The sequence below is a fragment of the Stenotrophomonas sp. TWI169 genome (assembly GCF_039674705.1).
Classification (GTDB): Bacteria; Pseudomonadota; Gammaproteobacteria; order Xanthomonadales; family Xanthomonadaceae; genus Stenotrophomonas; species Stenotrophomonas maltophilia_P.
The window spans coordinates 13,725-31,708 of record NZ_JBDJOB010000008.1 but is presented as its reverse complement, the minus strand read 5'-3'; the positions used below and the strand labels follow the sequence as shown (position 1 = coordinate 31,708).

General features: G+C 67.5%; 15 protein-coding genes. 9 read left to right on the top strand and 6 right to left on the bottom strand.

Features of this window, described 5'->3' with window-relative positions; translation table 11 throughout:
* Positions 1-112 precede the first annotated feature (112 nt).
* The 3 genes from ABE543_RS08265 to ABE543_RS08255 all read left to right on the top strand — a co-directional run bounded on the left by ABE543_RS08265 (position 113) and on the right by ABE543_RS08255 (position 5,397).
* Positions 113-2,785, top strand: coding sequence for a polysaccharide deacetylase family protein (locus ABE543_RS08265; RefSeq protein WP_346475567.1), 2,673 nt, complete (start codon positions 113-115; stop codon positions 2,783-2,785).
* Entirely contained in the window at positions 2,786-4,138 is a 1,353-nt protein-coding gene (gene mnmE / locus ABE543_RS08260; protein WP_197571995.1) for a tRNA uridine-5-carboxymethylaminomethyl(34) synthesis GTPase MnmE, read from the top strand. It abuts the gene before it with no gap.
* 143 nt (positions 4,139-4,281) lie between these two features.
* Positions 4,282-5,397 carry a glycerophosphodiester phosphodiesterase gene (locus ABE543_RS08255; RefSeq protein ID WP_065182139.1) on the top strand — a complete coding sequence of 372 codons (1,116 nt, stop codon included), beginning with the start codon at positions 4,282-4,284 and terminating at the stop codon, positions 5,395-5,397.
* A gap of 88 nt (positions 5,398-5,485) precedes the next feature.
* On the opposite strand, the gene ABE543_RS08250 is transcribed toward ABE543_RS08255, so the two are convergent.
* Both ABE543_RS08250 and ABE543_RS08245 read right to left on the bottom strand, forming a co-directional pair.
* Entirely contained in the window at positions 5,486-6,256 is a 771-nt protein-coding gene (locus ABE543_RS08250; protein ID WP_053517228.1) for a rhomboid family intramembrane serine protease, read from the bottom strand.
* Between the two features lie 103 nt (positions 6,257-6,359).
* Positions 6,360-7,322 (bottom strand): TerC family protein, encoded by a 963-nt coding sequence (locus ABE543_RS08245; protein WP_053517229.1) that lies wholly within the window; start codon positions 7,320-7,322, stop codon positions 6,360-6,362.
* 350 nt (positions 7,323-7,672) lie between these two features.
* Here ABE543_RS08245 and ABE543_RS08240 point away from each other — a divergent pair, with 350 nt between their 5' ends.
* Together ABE543_RS08240 and ABE543_RS08235 are read left to right on the top strand one after the other, a co-directional pair.
* Complete coding sequence (locus ABE543_RS08240) at positions 7,673-8,842, top strand: class I SAM-dependent rRNA methyltransferase (protein ID WP_053517230.1); 1,170 nt, start codon at positions 7,673-7,675, stop codon at positions 8,840-8,842.
* A 128-nt stretch (positions 8,843-8,970) separates the two neighbouring features.
* Positions 8,971-10,212 carry a membrane dipeptidase gene (locus ABE543_RS08235; RefSeq protein ID WP_197572078.1) on the top strand — a complete coding sequence of 414 codons (1,242 nt, stop codon included), beginning with the start codon at positions 8,971-8,973 and terminating at the stop codon, positions 10,210-10,212.
* A gap of 51 nt (positions 10,213-10,263) precedes the next feature.
* On the opposite strand, the gene ABE543_RS08230 is transcribed toward ABE543_RS08235, so the two are convergent.
* The 3 genes from ABE543_RS08230 to ABE543_RS08220 form a co-directional block, all read right to left on the bottom strand.
* Positions 10,264-11,691, bottom strand: a complete 1,428-nt coding sequence (locus ABE543_RS08230) for an amino acid permease (RefSeq protein WP_053517233.1) — start codon at positions 11,689-11,691, stop codon at positions 10,264-10,266.
* 173 nt (positions 11,692-11,864) lie between these two features.
* Entirely contained in the window at positions 11,865-12,494 is a 630-nt protein-coding gene (gene leuE, locus ABE543_RS08225) for a leucine efflux protein LeuE (RefSeq protein WP_053517234.1), read from the bottom strand.
* 15 nt (positions 12,495-12,509) lie between these two features.
* On the bottom strand, positions 12,510-13,481 hold the full coding sequence (locus ABE543_RS08220) for a LysR family transcriptional regulator (protein ID WP_197572079.1): 972 nt from the start codon (positions 13,479-13,481) through the stop codon (positions 12,510-12,512).
* Between the two features lie 91 nt (positions 13,482-13,572).
* Here ABE543_RS08220 and ABE543_RS08215 point away from each other — a divergent pair, with 91 nt between their 5' ends.
* Positions 13,573-14,580, top strand: coding sequence for a zinc-binding alcohol dehydrogenase family protein (locus tag ABE543_RS08215; RefSeq protein WP_164151451.1), 1,008 nt, complete (start codon positions 13,573-13,575; stop codon positions 14,578-14,580).
* A gap of 72 nt (positions 14,581-14,652) precedes the next feature.
* On the opposite strand, the gene ABE543_RS08210 is transcribed toward ABE543_RS08215, so the two are convergent.
* On the bottom strand, positions 14,653-15,258 hold the full coding sequence (locus tag ABE543_RS08210) for a glutathione S-transferase N-terminal domain-containing protein (RefSeq protein ID WP_164151449.1): 606 nt from the start codon (positions 15,256-15,258) through the stop codon (positions 14,653-14,655).
* Between the two features lie 50 nt (positions 15,259-15,308).
* Here ABE543_RS08210 and rmuC point away from each other — a divergent pair, with 50 nt between their 5' ends.
* From rmuC to ABE543_RS08195, 3 genes are all read left to right on the top strand, one after another.
* Positions 15,309-16,871, top strand: a complete 1,563-nt coding sequence (gene rmuC / locus ABE543_RS08205; protein WP_164151447.1) for a DNA recombination protein RmuC — start codon at positions 15,309-15,311, stop codon at positions 16,869-16,871.
* Between the two features lie 71 nt (positions 16,872-16,942).
* Positions 16,943-17,332, top strand: a complete 390-nt coding sequence (locus ABE543_RS08200; RefSeq protein ID WP_111187105.1) for a hypothetical protein — start codon at positions 16,943-16,945, stop codon at positions 17,330-17,332.
* 68 nt (positions 17,333-17,400) lie between these two features.
* Positions 17,401-17,946, top strand: coding sequence for a glutathione peroxidase (locus ABE543_RS08195; protein WP_065174060.1), 546 nt, complete (start codon positions 17,401-17,403; stop codon positions 17,944-17,946).
* Positions 17,947-17,984: the final 38 nt, after the last annotated feature.

Below are 17,984 nucleotides of genomic sequence, written 5' to 3'. Positions count from 1 at the left end.
GTAGAGTCGGCCGCTGGCCGGCTGACCGCAGCAGAAGCCCGCCGTAAGGCGGGCTTTTCGCATGCGGCGTTAGAATTCCCCGCACACCGTTCCTCCCACTTCCGAGTTGGCCATGCCACGTGCGTCGTCGTTCCGCCTGTTCCTTCCTTCGCTGCTGCTTACCCTGGCCGTTGCCGGCTGTGGTGACAAGGATGCGAAGGCACCGGCGACCACCGTCACCCAGCCCAGCGCGCAGGTGGCGGCGGCCGCCGATCCGGCTGCTGCGCCGTTGCTGGCTGCGTTGCAGAAGCAGCTCGACGGCTACCGCCGGATCATCGTGCTGCTGGCCGACGAGGAACAGCAGTCGGCCTCCGATCGTGGTAGGTCCACACGCGTGGGCCAGCAGCTGTTCCACGATGGGCTGGAACAGCGCACGGCGATCGCCGCGCAGTTCGATACGCTGCTGCGTGGTTCCAGCTCCCAGCGCTTCGCCACTCTCGGCACCGTGCTGGACTACATCGAGTCGGCGCCGGAACTGTTCGACGCCGACCGCCTGGCCTTCCGCGAAGTGCTGCGCGATCTGCATGAGCGCATCGGCACCGACTCTTCGCTGCCGGCGGTGAAGCTGCACCAGCGCATCGGCGAGGATCTGGAAGCGCTCGATGAGATCGAGCGCAACTACAACCAGGAACTGACCCGCATCTTCAGCCGTTTCGAGCGCACCCGTGCCATCGGGCTCAAACGCGAGAAGTGGGAGGACTACATCGCCCACCTGCGCAAGGACTACAGCCGCGAAGCGATCCTGCGCGACTACGGGGTGATCGAGCCGTATCCGATGTCGATGAAGGACAGCGACCGCGAGATCTTCGGCCGCGACCTGCCGGCCAAGACCGTGGTGCTGACCTTCGACGATGGCCCGCATAAGGCCTATACCGATGAAGTGGTGGCCATCCTCAAACGCTACGACGTGCCGGGCGTGTTCTTCGAGGTCGGTCGCAACCTCGGCAAGGTCGAAGCCGATGGCAAGGTCAGTCTCGGCCCGATGGCGAAGATCAGCCGCCAGCTGATGGAAGACGGCTATGCGGTGGGCAACCACAGCCTGACCCATGCGCAGCTCTCGCGCACCACCGGTGATGCGCTGCGCCAGCAGGTGCTGGACACCGATACGCTGTTGAAGGATGTGGACAGCAAGCGCGCGCCGCTGTTCCGCTTCCCGTACGGTGCGCGCAACGCCGAAGGCATGCAGCTGCTGAACGAGGCCGGACTGAAGTCGATCATGTGGAACATCGACTCGATGGACTGGGCCGATCCGGTGCCGGAATCGATCGTGCAGCGCGTGCTCGACCAGGTGAACAAGGAACAGCGCGGCATCATCCTGTTCCACGACATCCACGATCGCGCAGTGAAGGCGCTGCCGCAGATCCTCGACCGGCTGATTGCCGACGGTTACCAGTTTGCCGGCTGGAACGGCCGCGATTTCACCGTGGCGCGTGCGCGCAAGGGGGATGCCGGTGCCGCCACCGTCACCACCGGCTACGAGAAATCATGGGCGATCGTGGTCGGTATCGACAGCTACGCCAAGTGGCCGAAACTGGAATACGCCAGCCATGATGCGCAGGCGGTCGCCGACACTCTGACCGGGCAGTTCGGCTTCCCGTCCTCGCAGGTGATCGTGCTGAAGAACGAGCAGGCCACGCGCAACAACATCCTCGCCGCCTTCCACGACCGCCTGGCCGATGACCGCACCGGAAAGAACGACCGCGTGTTCGTGTTCTTCGCTGGCCACGGCGCCACCCGCCAGCTCGCCTCCGGACGCGACCTTGGCTACATCATCCCGGTCGATTCGGACCCGAAGGAGTTCGCCACCGACGCCATCGCGATGACCGACATCCAGAACATCGCCGAGAGCATGCAGGCCAAGCACGTGCTGTTCGTGATGGATGCCTGCTACAGCGGCCTGGGCCTGACCCGTAGTGGCCCCTCGTCGTCGTCGTTCCTGCGCGAGAACGCGCGTCGCAGCGCGCGGCAGATGTTGACCGCCGGTGGTGCCGACCAGCAGGTGGCCGACGCCGGCCCGAACGGGCACTCGGTGTTCACGTGGGTGCTGCTGCAGGCATTGGCCGGCAAGGGCGATCTCAACGGCGACGGCCTGATCACCGGTACCGAACTGGCCGCCTACGTGGCGCCGGCAGTATCGGCCGTTTCGCACCAGACGCCGGCCTTCGGCAGCCTGCCCGGTTCGCAGGGCGGCGAGTTCGTGTTCCAGGTTCCGGACAGCCAGGAATTCCTCAACGCCGATACGCGCCAGCTGACTGCCGATGCGATCGCACTGAACAACAAGGTCGAGGCCGCCAGCGAAGCCAAGGGCAGCCAGGCGCCAGTGACCGTGGCCGACCTGCAGGGCGGCAGGGCCAAGCTGGTGGTGCCCAGCGCCGGTCCTGCGTCGGATCGCCAACGCGCGCAGCAAGCCAATGACCGAGGTCTGCAGCTGTACCGGGAAAAGCAGTACGACGAGGCGGTCGCGCAGTTCACCGAGGCGCTGAAGCTTCGCCCGGACTTCGCCCAGGCCGCGAACAACCTCGGCTTCGTCTACTACCGCCAGCAGCGCTACGCTGAAGCTGCGCGCTGGCTGGAGAACACGCTGAAGATCGACCCATCGCGCGCCGTGGCCTATCTGAATCTGGGCGATGCCTACTTCAACGCCGGCGACAAGGCCAAGGCGAAGCAGGCCTACACCACCTACCTGGCGCTGCAGCCGCAGGGCAGTGGTGCTGCACAGGCGCGCGCACAGCTGGAGAAACTCTGAGTGACGAACGACGCGACCCGCACCGACACCATTGTCGCCATCGCCAGCGCGCCAGGTGCAGGTGGCGTCGGCATCCTGCGCCTGTCCGGCCCGCGCGCCGCCGCCATCGCCAACGCACTGGGCGCAACCGGCCTGCGCCCACGTCACGCGCATTACGCACGTCTACGCGACGCCGACGGCGAGGTGATCGACGATGGCATCGTGCTGTGGTTCCCGGCACCGAACAGCTTCACCGGCGAAGAAGTGGTGGAACTGCAGGGCCATGGCAGCCCGGTGTTGCTGCAGCAACTGGTTGCACGCTGCATCGCGCTCGGCGCGCGGCAGGCGCGGCCCGGTGAGTTCAGCGAGCGCGCCTTCCTCAACGGCAAGCTCGATCTGGCTCAGGCCGAGGCCATCGCCGATCTGATCGCTGCGGGCGACAACCGCGCCGCGCGTGCTGCCCGTCGCTCGCTGGACGGGGTGTTCTCGCGCCGCATCGACGCCGTGGTCGAGCAGCTGGTGCTGCTGCGCGTGCATGTGGAAGCGGCCATCGATTTTGCCGATGAGCCGCTGGATACGCTGGGCGGCGCGCAGGTGCGCCGCGGGCTGGAACTGGCACGCAGCGACCTGGCCCTGCTGCGCCGCGATGCCGAGCGTGGCCGTCGCCTGCGCGATGGCCTGCACGCGGTGCTGATCGGCCCGCCCAACGCCGGCAAGAGTTCGTTGCTCAATGCGCTTGCCGGCAGCGAACGCGCCATCGTCACCGACATCGCCGGCACCACGCGCGACACGCTGCGCGAGACCATCCGCCTGGATGGACTGGAGCTGACCCTGGTCGATACCGCCGGCCTGCGCGACGGTGGCGACGCCATCGAACGCGAAGGCATGCGCCGCGCGCGCGTGGAGATCGAACGCACCGACCTGGCGCTGATCGTGCTGGATGCACGCGATCCGGCGGCGGGCGAGGCGGCCATCGGCGAAGCGGTGCGGGCTGTGCCGCACAAGGTCTACATCCACAACAAGTCAGATCTGCTGCAGGCCGGCCCAACCGTGGACGATCCGGACCGTGTGTTCGTTTCGGCCGCCACCGGTGCAGGACTCGACGACCTCCACGCGCGCCTGCGCGCGATCGCGTCGGCAGGCGCGGGCGAACAGGTGGACGGCGAGTTCTCCGCGCGCACCCGCCACGTGGATGCAATCGAGCGTGCGCAGGAACATGCCCGTCGCGCTGATGGCGAGCTGGCCCACGAACACCTGGAACTGGCAGCCGAAGAGCTGCGCCTGGCGCATGACGCGCTGGGCGAGATCACCGGGCAGATGAGCGCCGATGACCTGCTGGGACGGATCTTCTCCAGCTTCTGCATCGGCAAGTAAGCCGGGGTCAGATTCCCGCAGGGGCTCTGACCCCGTTTGCCACATGGGGTGACAGCCGCTGCGGGGATCCGACCCCAGGTCCCCCACCTGTCACATTGCCGCCGCATACTGCCGCCCATCACCTACCGTTGGGGGACGTTGCAGTGAAGTCGTGGGGTTGTGCGTTGCTGTTGTCGCTGGCCGTGGCACCATCGGTGGCCATGAGTGCTGAATCCTCTCTCCCGGCCGCGGCCAGGGCGTCGGTCTATGGTCATCGCGGCGCCAGCGCGCTGCTGCCGGAACACACCCTGGCTGCGTATGCACAGGCCATCGCCGACGGAGCCGACTACATCGAACCGGACCTGGTGATGACCAGGGACGGGGTGATGGTGGCCCGCCATGAGAACGAGATCGGGGGCACCACCGATGTCGCCTCGCATCCCGAATTCGCCAGCCGCCGCACCCGCAAGGTCATCGACGGGCAGACGGTGGACGGATGGTTCACCGAAGACTTCACCCTGGCCGAGCTGAAGACGCTGTACGCGCGCGAACGCCTGCCCGACCTGCGCAGCACCGCCTACGACGGACAGTTCCGCATCGCCAGTCTCGATGAAATCCTCGCCTTCCTGGTCCAGCAGGCCGGCCGCGCCAATCGAGGCATCGGTCTGGTGCCGGAGATCAAGCATCCGACCTACTTCCAGTCCATCGGTCTGCCGATGGAAGACAAACTGCTGGCCGCGCTGCGTGGCAATGCCTACACCAACGTCGGCCCGGTCACCATCCAGTCCTTCGAAACCGCCAACCTGCGTTACCTGCGCAGCAAGATCCCGCAGGACAGCAACATCCGCCTGCTGCAGCTGCTGTGGAAGGGTGATACCCAGCCGGCCGACGTCGCCAAGGCCGGGGGCACGCTGACCTATGCACAGATGATGACTCCAGCGGGCCTGAAGGACATCGCGGCCTATGCCGATGGCATCGGTCCTGAACTGCGCTCGATCATTCCGCTGGACGCCAACGGTGCACTGGGAACGCCGACCGCGCTGGTGCGCGATGCGCACGCGGCCGGCCTGATGGTGATCCCGTATACCTTCCGCCCGGAGAATCAGTTCCAGCCCAGCAACCTGCGCAGGGGGGCGGACAACGCGCGCAATGCCGAAGGCTCGATCGCCGAGATGCGCGCCTATCTGGCCACCGGCATCGATGCGTTCTTCACCGATGACCCGGCGCTGGGCCGGCAGGCGGTGGATGGCACTGGCGCGGCGGGCAACGCGGCGAACTGACACGTCAACGCCGCCGGGCATGGCCCGGCGCTACCCGGGATGCCGGTGAACCGTAGCGCCGGGCGATGCCCGGCGGACCCATCCCACCTCAGCCGCGCGGTTCGTCCGGCCGCCGGAACGGGATGACCACGTAATCCTGCCCTTCGCGCGGCTGCCACAGGACCGGCACACGGTGTGGCGACGGCGGCTCCAGTTCATCGTCGGCCAGCGGTTCTGCGTTGTCTTCCTCGTCCTCCCAGCTGTAGCGCGGACGCGGTGGCAGCGGGTCAGCGGTGCGGAACAGCAGCGCTGCGATGATGCCGGCGAAGGCGCCGCCCATGTGCGATTGCCAGGACACGCCGTCGGCATGCGGCAGGATGGTCATCAGCATGCCACCGTAGAACAGCATGCCGATCAGGCCGGTGGCGATGGCGGCGCGGTCGCGGCGCAGCAGGCCGAGGCCGGCGAGCAGGAACATCAGGCCGTGGGTCACGCCACTGGCACCCAGATGGACGCTGCCGGGATTGCCCAGCATCCATGCGCCCACACCCGATCCCAGCCAGAGCAGGGGCAGGGCGCGGACGGTGGCCCTGGGATAGACGCTTCCGGCCAGGGTGCCGAGGATCAGGATCGCGATGCTGTTGGCGGCGATGTGCTCGACCGAGGCATGCAGCAGCGGGCCGCCGAGCAGGCCGAGCAGGCCCTTGGCTTCCAGCGGCGCTACCGCCCAGGGGCGCCAGTCGAACGTGCCCTGCAGGGCGAACACGACCACCAGCACCAGCACGGCGGCCAGGCTGACATTGAACGCCCGCAGGATGCGGAGGCGGTCGTTGCGGGGGGCCGGCACGTCGCCGGCGGGCAGGGGCGCGTTGCTGTTCATACCTCAAGCAATGGCGGTGGCTGGCGCGAAACCAAGGCCACCGCTGCGGGAGAGTGGAAGCGGCCAGCGGGACAATCCCGCTGGCCATGTCTGCCAGCCGCGATCAGGCCTGGCCTTCGCCTTCCTTGGGCGGGTACTTCAGGCTCAGCACGACGGTGGCGGCAATGATCAGCGCGACCACGCCCAGCGAGACCGGGGTCGGGATCTTGAACAGGTCGATGATCATCATCTTGATGCCGATGAAACCCAGCACCAGTGCCAGGCCGTACGGCAGCAGGTGGAAGCGGTCGGCCATGCCGGCCAGCAGGAAGAACATCGCACGCAGGCCCAGTACCGCGAACACGTTGGAGGTCAGCACGATGAACGGATCGGTGGTGATCGCGAAGATCGCCGGGATGCTGTCCACCGCGAAGATCACGTCGGTGACGGCGATCAGGATCAGCACCGCGAACAACGGGGTGAACCAGCGCACGCCGTCGCGCTTCACGCTCAGGGCGTTGCCTGCGTACTCCGGCAGCAGGCGAAGGTGCTTGCGCATCCAGCGCAGGGCCGGGTTGCTCTCCAGGTCCGGCTCCTGTCCGGCGGCAAACCACATCTTCCAGCCGGTGAACAGCAGGAAGGCGCCGAACACGTAGAGCAGCCAATGGAACTGGCTGATCAGCACGCTGCCGGCGAAGATCATGATCGTACGCAGCACGATCGCGCCCAGGATGCCGATGATCAGCACCTTCTGGCGCTGTTCCTCCGGCACCGCGAAGTAGCTCATGATCATCAGGAAGACAAAGATGTTGTCCACCGCCAGCGCCTTCTCGACCAGGTAGCCGGTCAGGAACTCGAGACCGACCTTGTTGGCCACGACCTGGCCGGCCGTCTCATTCAGGTAGTACCAGAGGCCGGCGTTGAACAGCAGGGCCAGCGCGACCCAGCCGATGGACCACCACAGGGCCTCCTTGAAGGTGACCTTGTGCGGGCCACCATGGCGCATCAACACGAGGTCGACCAGCAGGGCGATGACCACCACCGCTGCGAAGCCGCCCCACAACCACATGTTACCGATCGTCTGCATTGGGAATGTCCGTTGGAAAGATGAATGCCAGGCCGGACGGCGAGGATCTGCAACGGAGGATCGGGAGGGGATCCAGGGACAGAGCTTCGCCAGTACGGCGAAGGTCTCGCTCGCAGTTCCAGTCGGCTGGAACTGCCGTTGCACCGGAGCCTGCGGGCTCGAAATGACGGCGACAACGTCTGGGAGCTACTCCCCTTCTGGCGCCGATTCTGCGGCCTGCCGCGTCCGCCGTCAAATGCCCGGGCACGGGGGTCGGATCCCCGCAGGGGGCCCGAGCCCATGTTCCCGCCAGAGAGGGGTCAGAGCCCCTGCGGGGATCTGACTCCCGGCGGCCGGTTTACAATAGGTGGATGAATACCCCCCTTCCCGTTGTCCGCCTCAAGAACGCGTGGCGCTCCAGCCACCCGTGGATCTTCCAGAAACTGGTCGAGAAGCCGACCGTCCGGCCCAAGCCCGGTTCCCTCGTCGACGTGGTCGGGGTGGACGGGGAATTCATCGGGCGCGGGTTCTACAACGGGCACTCGCGCATCGCCGTGCGCATTCTTGAAACCCATCAGGCCGTTGCGGTTGATGCCGGCTGGTTCTCGCGCAAGATCGCCCAGGCGGTGTCGCTGCGCCGTGACGTGCTGAAGCTGGACGCCGTGTCCGACGCCTGGCGCGTGGTGCACAGCGAGGGCGATGGCCTGTCCGGCCTGGTGGTCGATCGCTACGGCGACCTGGTGGTGGTCGAGTTCTTTGCCGCCGGCATGTTCCGCCACCGCGAGTGGATCTACGATGCGCTGCGTGAGCAGTTCCCCGGCTGCCGCTTCCACAGCTTCGCCGACGAACACGTGCAGAAGCAGGAAAGCTTCGATTTCCACGGCAACACCACCACCGAAGCGTCGGTGATCACCGAGTACGGGATCAAGTTCCGCGCCGATCCGGCCGGCGCGCACAAGACCGGCTTCTTCGCCGACCAGCGCGAGAACCGGCAATGGCTGAGCCAGCAGGTGGAAGGCAAGAGCGTGCTCGACCTGTGCTGCAACACCGGCGGCTTCGCGGTCTATGCAGCGGCACGCGGGGCCTCGGACGTGGTCGGCATCGACATCGATGAAGACGTCATCCAGATCGCCAAGGGCAATTCGCGCCTGAACAACGTGCGCCCGAAGTTCATCCAGTCCGACATCTTCCCGTGGCTGCGCGATGCCGCCAACCGCGGTGAGCAGTACGACGTGGTGATCCTGGATCCGGCCAAGATGACCCGCGACCGCGACCAGGTGATCAATGCGCTGAAGAAGTACCTGGACATGAACAAGCTGGCGCTGGGCGTGGTCAAGCCCGGCGGCCTGTTCGCCACCTTCTCCTGCACCGGCTTGGTGGCCGAGGACCAGTTCCTGGACATGCTGCGCCGTGCGGCCTATTTCTCCGGTCGCACCCTGCAGATCCTGAAGGTTGCCGGTGCCGGCGCGGATCATCCGTTCATGGCCCACGTGCAGGAATCGCGTTACCTGAAGGCGGTGTTCTGCCGCGTGGTTGATTGACCGCGTGGCGCTGTAGAGCCGAGCCCACGCTCGGCTGATCTGTCTGGCAGCCGAGCATGCGCTCGGCTCTACAAATTGGCCGGCCGCAGCGCTATGGTCGGGTTCTTCCCATTGCCGGTAGGAACCCCATGCCGTCGTTGCGCCGTCTGTCCGTGCTGCTTGCCCTGGCGCTGAGCGCGCCGCTGACCGCCCATGCCATCGAGTTCAGCGCGCAGGAGCTTGCGCGTGCCAAGACATTGCAGCAGCGCCTGCTGACGCTCGACAGCCACCTGGATACGCCGGCCAACTTTGGCCGCACCGGCTTCGATATCGAACAGCGCCATGATCGCAATGCGCTGTCACAGGTGGACTACCCGCGCATGGTCGAGGGAGCACTGGACGGCGGGTTCTGGGCGATCTACACCGAGCAGGGCGACCGCAGCGCCGCCGCCCACCTGGCCGAGCGCGATCACGGCCTGCAGCGCCTGCTGGAAATCCGCGAAATGGTGGCGGCCAACGGCGATCGGTTCGCCCTGGCCCTGACCGCTGACGATGCGGCGCGGATCAAGGCCGCCGGCAAACGCGTGGTCTACATCAGCATGGAGAACGCCAGCCCGCTGGTGGCCGACCCCAGCCTGCTTTCGTTCTATCACCGTGCCGGCCTGCGCCTGCTGAGCACGGTGCATTTCGCCAACAACGAGTTCGCTGATTCTGCGACCGATCCGAAGGGACCGGAGTGGAAAGGCCTGAGCCCGGCCGGCAAGGCGCTGGTGCGCGAGGCGGTGAAGCTCGGCATTGTCATCGACCAGTCGCATGCCTCCGATGCCGTGTTCGACGATCTGCTGGCGATGATGCCGGTGCCGTTCGTGCTCTCGCACAGTTCAGCCAAGGCGGTCTACGACCATCCACGCAACCTCGACGACGCGCGGCTGAAGAAGCTGGCCAAGGCCGGTGGTGTGATCCAGGTCAACGCCTATGGCGGCTATCTGATCGACACCGGCAAGACGGCCGAGCGCAAACAGGCCGAAGAAGCACTCAGCCGGCAGCTGGGAGGCTGGGAAGGCATGGGCATCGAGCAGGGCGTGGCCTTGTTGAAGGCCGAACAGGCACTGGACCACGAACACCCCGTCCGGCACGCCAGCCTGGAGGACTTCTTCGCCCACTTCGAGCACATCCTCCAGGTGGTCGGGCCCGAACACGTGGGCATCGGCCTGGACTGGGACGGCGGCGGCGGCCTGAGTGACCTGCCCGATGTCAGCCAGCTGCCGAAGATCACCGCGTGGCTGCTGCGCAAGGGATACACGGAACAGCAGATCGCCGGCATCTGGGGCGGCAATCTGCTGCGGGTGATGCGGCAGGCGCAGGACTACGCCGCCAGGCAGGGCGGGTAACCGCCCCGCCCGGGCCGGATCTGCGCCGGGCCGTGCCCGGCGCGGTCTGGATCAGCGCGCGATCAGCGCATGGCGACGGCTGTACAGGAAGTACAGCACCAGGCCCGCGACATTCCACAGCAGGAAGTACAGCTGCGTGGTGTGCGGCAGGCTGATGAACAGGTAGATGCAGCCCAGCGCGGCCAGTGGCCCGACGATGAAGGCCAGCGGCGTGCGGAAGGTTCGCTCGCGGTTCGGTTCACGCACGCGCAGCACGACCAGGCAGATGCCCACCGCGGTGAACGCCGCCAGGGTGCCGGCATTGGCCAATGCCGCGATCTCGTCCAGGCGTGCCACGCCGGCCAGGGCCGACACCACCAGCGCGGTGAACAGCGTGGTGGCCACCGGCGTACCGGTGCGCGCGCTGACCTTGGACAGGCCACGCGGCAGCAGGCCATCGCGGCTCATGACGAAGAAGATGCGGCTCTGCCCGTACAGGAAGGCCAGCAGCACGGTCGGCAGGGCGATGATCGCGATGACACCGATCACCATCGCCGCGGTCGGGTGGCCGAGCTGGCGCATGATCAGCGCCAGCGGCTCAGCACTGTGGCCGAACACCGCGTAGCTCATCGCACCCACGGCGGCCAGCGCCACCAGCACGTAGACGATGGTGCAGCCGATCATCGAACCGATGATGCCGATCGACAGGTCGCGGCCCGGGTTCTTGGTCTCCTCGGCAGCGGTGGAGATCGCGTCGAAACCGTAGAAGGCGAAGAAGATGATCGCGGCGGCCGCCATCACGCCTCGCTCGACACCATCCGGACCCAGTGATTTGGCGAAGCCATACGGCATGAACGGCTGCAGGTTGCTGCTGTCGAAGGCCGGCAGTGCCACTGCCACGAAGATGGCCAGCGCGATCAGCTTGAACACCACCAGGATCGCGTTGAGGGTCGCGCTCTCCTTGGTGCCGGCCATCAGCATCAGGGCCACCAGCCAGGTGATGACGATCGCCGGCAGATTGATCATGCCGCCTTCCACGTGCGGACCCGCGGCCAGCGCGGCCGGCAGGGTCACGTCCCAGCCGAACTGGGTGTGGACCCACTCCAGGAAGCCGACGAAGTACCCCGACCAGCCCACGGCCACCGTGCTGACCACCAGCGAGTACTCCAGGATCAGGCTCCAGCCCACCACCCAGGCGAACACCTCGCCCAACGCGCTGTAGCTGTAGGTGTAGGCACTGCCGGCGGCCGGCATCATCGTCGACAGCTCGGCGTAGGACAGGGCTGCGCAGGCGCAGACCGCACCGGCGATGGCGAAGGAGATCAGGACGGCCGGGCCGGCGAGATTGGCGCCGACGCCGATCAGCGTGTAGATGCCGGTACCGACGATGGCGCCGATGCCCAGCGCGATCAGGTGCGGCCAGCTGAGTGTCGGGACCAGCCGCCTGCCGGCTTCGTGGACGGTGACGGAATCTAGGGACTTGCGCCGGAGCAGGGACATGCAGGCCTCGGAAGGGGTGACTGATAACGACAAGTCTCCGAGTGTGACCGAATGCAGCGCAGCATTACCACTGACGGGGGTCATGCCTGGCGCAGCGCGCGCATGACCGCGACGACACTGCCGGAATCAGCATAAAGGTTGCGGAACGGGCCCGACAGCCGTCGCCGTGCCGGTCAGCCGTTCAGTCCCAGGCGGATGCCGAAGCCGACCAGGAACACCCCGGCCACGCGTCGCAGCGCGTCGCTGACGCGCGGATGCTGGATCAACCGGCGCCGCGCCAGGTTGCCCACCCAGATCAGCAGCGAGCAGTAGGCGATGCTGACCACGAAGATGATCCCCGCCAGCGCGACGAAGGTGGCGATGCCCTGGTGCGCCCTGGGGTCGATGAACAGCGGCAGGAAGGCCATGTAGAACAGGATCGCCTTCGGATTGAGCAGGCTGACCAGGATCGCCTGCTGGAAGTAGCGACCCGGCTGCATCCGGATCGGGCCGGCATCGCCGCCCTCCTGCCTGGGCGTGCGCAGCAGGCTGATACCCACCCACACCAGATACGCCGCACCCAGGTACTGCACGGCGTGGAAGACCAGCGGGTTGGCCTTCAGCAGGGCCGCCACGCCGGCCAGGGCCAGCCACATCAGGATCTGGTCGCCGACCAGCAGGCCGGCCAGTGCGGTGTAACCACCGCGCACCCCGCCCCGGCCGGTGGCGGTCAACAGGGTGAACGTGCCAGGCCCGGGCAGGGCGAGGAACACCAGCACGGCGACCAGAAACGTCCACAGGTCCTGGATGCCCATCCACGGCATGGCGGTGTTCTCTCGCTACGGGGAGCCGGTATTGTCGGCCAGTGCCGCGCGCTGCGACAGGGGGCCGCCGCCGCCCTCGGGCATGCCCGACAGCAGCGGTTGCAGATACTGGCGCAGTTGCGCATGCAGCTGCCGCACCGCGGGCGAGAACTGCTTGCGGTGCGGGCAGACCAGCTGCAGTGGGATGTGGCTGCCCACACCGCCAAGCAGCAGCTGCAGGCGCCCGGCGAGCACGTCCTCGCGCAGGTCCAGCCAGGACTTGTAGGTGATGCCCTCACCGGCCACCGCCCAGCGCCGCACCACATCGGCGTCGTCGCACACCAGCGGGCCCTGTACCGGGATCACCACGCGACGGCCGTCGACCTCGAAGGCCCAGCGGTCGTAGGCGCGACCACCGAGCTGGTAGGCCAGGCAGTCGTGCTCGCGCAGATCCTCCAGCCGCCGCGGCGTGCCGCGCCGCTGCAGGTAGCCGGGTGACGCCGCCAGCACGCGCCGGTTGCCTTCCAGCAGGGGCAGGGCGACATAGCTGGCATCATCGAAGTGCCCGATGCGGATCGCCACATCGACCGGATCGCGGAATACATCGGCCACTTCGTCGGACAGGCGCAGATGCAGCCGCAGTCGCGGATGCATCGCACGGAACCGGGTCAGCCACGGCAGCAGCAGGTTGCGTCCGAAGTCCGACGGGGCAGAGAGCCGCAGCGTGCCATGCAGCTCGGCATCCTCGCCCTGCACCCGGGCCTGGCCTTCGCGCAGGGTCGCCAGCACCTCCTGCGCGTAAGGCAGGTACAGCGCGCCTTCGGCGGTCAGCCGCAGGCTGCGGGTGGTGCGCACGAACAGGCGCAGGTCCAGTTCGCGCTCGAGCCGGGCCACGGCGGCGGCGACCTGACCGGGCAGCAGGTCGGCCTCGCGCGCGGCCTGCGAGAAGCTGCCCAGTGCGGCGGTACGGACGAACAGCTGCAGGTCGTCGAAGCGGATCATTTTCATTGCAGGAGTGAAAGTCCTGCCCGATTGTGCGCCTTTCTGGCGGACCGTGCGCGGCGCACGCTGTGGCCTCCTTCCCCACTGGACCGCTGCCATGCGCGCCATTGCCTATTCCCATGCCGGCCTGCCGATCGACGATGCGCAGGCCCTGATCGATATCGACCTGCCGCTTCCCCAGCCGGGCCCGCGCGACCTCCGGGTGGCGGTGCGCGCGGTGGCGGTGAACCCGGTCGACACCAAGGTCCGCCGCAACATGGCCACCGATGGCCCGCGCGTGCTCGGCTGGGATGCCGTCGGCATCGTCGATGCGGTGGGCAGTGAGGTGACCCTGTTCCAGCCGGGCGACGCGGTGTACTACGCAGGCGTGATCGACCGGTCCGGCAGCAATGCCGAGTACCAGCTGGTGGACGAGCGCAGCGTGGGCCGCAAGCCGGCCAGCCTCGACGATGCGGCCGCCGCAGCCCTGCCGCTGACGGCGATCACGGCCTGGGAGCTGCTGTTTGATCGCCTGCGCATCGCCGAGGGCGCAGGCGAGGGCCAGACCCTGCTGGTGATCGGCGCGGCCGGTGGCGTCGGCTCGATCCTGGTGCAGCTTGCGCGTCGCCTGACCCGCTTGACCGTGATCGGCACCGCCTCGCGCCCGGAGACGCAGGACTGGGTGTACGCGATGGGCGCGCACCATGTGATCGACCACGGCCAGCCACTGGCCGAAGGGCTGGCACGGCTGGGCATCGCGCAGGTGGAGCATGTCGCCAGCCTGACCCACACCGACCAGCATTTCGCGCAGATCGTGGAGGTGCTGGCGCCACAGGGCCAGTTGGGGCTGATCGACGATCCTGGCCAGCTGGATGTGATGGCGCTCAAGCGCAAGGCGCTGTCGCTGCATTGGGAATCGATGTTCACCCGCCCGCTGTACCGGACGCCGGACATGCAGCAGCAGCACGTGCTGTTGAACCGCGTCGCGGACCTGGTCGATGCCGGCGTGCTGCAGACCACGCTGGGCGAGCATTTCGGCCGCATTGAAGCGGCGAGCCTGCGTCGCGCGCATGCCGTGCTGGAGAGTCACCGCGCCAAGGGCAAGATCGTTCTCGAGGGCTGGTAGAGGCCTGTCTGCCTCCTGCAGAGCAAAGCATGACCCGGCCCTGCAGGAGGCCTCGCGGTACGTGCCGCTGCCTCAGGGGTCACCGTTGTCGACGTGTTCGGCGAACCCGGGTCGCGACCGCAGGCGGTCAAACCAGGCGTCAAGGCAGGGCAGCGCGGGCCTGGCGCCGGGGGTGCTGCGCCAGCGCTGGGTGGACAGGCCCAGCGCGATGTCAGCCAGGGTGAAGTCGTCGCCGGTGACATACGCTCCCGTGCCGGCCAGCTGGGCATCCAGCAGACCCATGAGCTCATTCCAGCGGGCCAGGCCGGTCTCGGCGCGGCCGTCGTCGGGATAGTCAGGATGCTGCCGCACGCGCGCCATGAACACGTGGCGCCAGGCGCTGTTGAGGTCGGTCGCCTGCCAGTCCATCCATTGCTCGACCTTCGCACGCGCCTGCGCATCTGCCGGCAGCAGGTCAGCGCGTCCGGCGCGGGAGGCCAGGTAACGGCAGATGCTGTTCGATTCCCACAGCACGAAGCCGCCGTCGCGCAGCACCGGCACCTGCAGGTTCGGATTCAGCCCGGCCAGCTGCCGTGCCGACGGTGCCGGGTCGTGCTCGATGGCCAGCCTGAGCTCGGCGCACAGCCACAGCACCTTGCGTACGTTGATCGACGTGGGCTTTCCGAACAGCGCGAGCATGACCGGGGCGGGACGCAGCAGTTGAGACTGGCCCAGCCTACACTGGTGCCATGCAAACCGAATCCCTGCTCATCGCCGGCCTCCTGTTGGTCGTACTCATCCTGCAGCTGGTCGCCCTGCTGCGCCGCCCACCGCATGATCGGCTGGAGCAGGCCGTACGCGAGGAGGCACGGACGGGCCGCAGTGAACTGCGCGAACAGTTGGATGGCTTTGCCCGGGCGCTGACCGACCTGTCGACCCGCACCGACCAGCGCCTGGACCTGCTGCGCGAGGCGCTGGGCGAGGATGCACGCAAGGCACGCGCCGAAGCCGCCGACAGCCAGCAGCGCAGCGGCGCCCTGCTGGCGCAGCGGCTGCAGGAACTGCGAGGCCAGCTGGAGAGCTTCGGCCAGCAGCAGGAGGCGCGCATCCATGCCTTCGGCCAGCAGCTGCAGGAACTCACCGGCCGCACCGATGCCCAGCTCGGCGCGCTGCGCCAGACCCTGGTGGACGATGCACGCAAGGGCCGCGAGGAAGGGGCGCTGTCCCAGCAGCGTCTGACCGAGAGCCTGGGCCTGCGGCTGCAGGAGCTGACCCAGCGCAATGAACAGCGCATCGCCGAGATGCGCGCCACTCTGGAAGAACAGCTGCGCGCGCTGCAGAACGACAACGCCCAGAAGCTGGAGCAGATGCGCCACACCGTCGATGAGAAGCTGCAGTCGACGCTGGAAACACGACTGGGCCAGTCGTTCACCCTGGTCTCCGAACGCCTGGAACAGGTGCAGCGCGGGCTGGGCGAGATGCAGCAGCTGGCCACCGGCGTCGGCGACCTCAAGCGCGTGCTGACCAACGTCAAGAACCGCGGCAGCTGGGGCGAAGTGCAGCTGGAGAACATTCTCGAGCAGACCCTGACCCAGGAGCAGTACGCGCGGGGCGTCAAGGTCCGTCCAGACAGTGGCGAGATGGTCGACATCGCCGTGCGCCTGCCGGGCCGCAGGAACGACGACACGCCGGTATGGCTGCCGATCGACTCCAAGTTCCCGCGTGAGGACTATGAGCGCCTGCTCGATGCGCAGGAGCAGGGCGATGCCGAGGGCGTGCGCCTGCAGGGCATCCAGCTTGAGCGCGCGGTGCGGGTGCAGGCCAAGTCGATCTGCGAGAAGTACATCGTGCCGCCGCACACCACGGATTTCGCAGTGATGTTCCTGCCTACCGAGGGCCTGTATGCCGAAGTGATCCGGCGTCCGGGCCTGGTCGACGGCCTGCAGCGCGATCACCGCGTGGTCGTGGCCGGGCCGACCACGGTCACCGCTCTGCTCAACAGCCTGCAGATGGGTTTCCGCACGCTGGCCATCGAACAGCGGTCCAGCGAGGTGTGGAGCCTGCTGGGGGCGGTGAAGAGCGAATTCGGGAAGTTCGCCGGCATCCTCGAGAAGGCCGAGAAGCAGATCAGCACCGTGGGCCGCAGCATCGGCGACGCCAGCCGCAAGACGCGCACCATCGAGCGCAGGCTGCGCGGAGTGGAATCGCTGGCCACCGAGCAGGCGCAATCGCTGCTCGGCGACCTGGGCGAAGGGGATGCGGAAGGCAGCGGCGAGGATGACGGAAGTGAAGGCGGGACCGACGCCCGCTGAGCGACGCAGACACCCTGCCGACGGGGGCGATGCGTATGCTGGCGGCCTGTCCATCGCCAACAGGTACCGCCATGCGTTTCCACCTTGCCGCCAGTGCCGCCCTGGCCGCAGTGCTTGCTGCATGCAGCAGTACACCGCCTGCCACGCAGGCCGGTGATGCCCAGCCAGGCCCGGAGGCCACGCAGGCCTACCAGGACGCGCGTGATGTGGACTGCCAGGCCGCCGGCGGCACCCTGCAGCCGCTGGGACGCCTGCAGCGCCTGCAGTGCGTGATTCCATACGCCGACGCAGGAAAGACCTGCAGCAGCAAGCGTGACTGCACCGGCCAATGCCTGGCCAGCGACGGCATCGCCGCCGGCACGGCAGCCACCGGCACCTGCCAGCGTGACGTCAGCCAGAACTTCGGCTGTCGTCAGCGCATCGACGACGGCAAGGCACAGGGCACGCTCTGCGTGGATTGAGGCGTTCCGGCGCAGCCACGTGGCGCTATGCTGATGGGCCATTCCCCGCTGTTGCCGGAGCACCCCGCGTGAGCACCCCGATCCAGGACATTCCCCTCACCACCATCGACGGCCAGCCGTCCAGTCTTGCCGATTACCAGGGCAAGGTGCTGCTGCTGGTCAACGTCGCCTCCAAGTGCGGCCTGACCCCGCAGTACGAGGGCCTGCAGGCGCTGTATGCGCAGAAGCAGGCACAGGGGCTGGAAGTGCTCGGTTTCCCGGCCAACAATTTCCTTGGCCAGGAGCCGGGCAGCGAGGCGGAGATCCAGCAGTTCTGCCAGCTGACCTACGATGTCACATTCCCGATGTTCGCCAAGATCAGCGTGGCCGGCGATGACACGCACCCGCTCTACCAGCAGCTGATCGCCGCGCAGCCGCAGGCCATCGGCGAAGGCCCGCTGCGCGAGCGACTGTCCAGCAAGGAGATTCCGATCCACCCGGCGCCGGCGGTGTTGTGGAACTTCGAGAAGTTCCTGGTGGGCCGCGACGGCGCGGTCATCGCCCGCTTCGCGCCGGATGTGGCCGCCGATGATGCGCGTCTGCGCGAGGCCGTCGACGCCGCACTGGGCGCCTGATCGCCCGCCATGAAAAACCCCGCCGAGGCGGGGTTTTT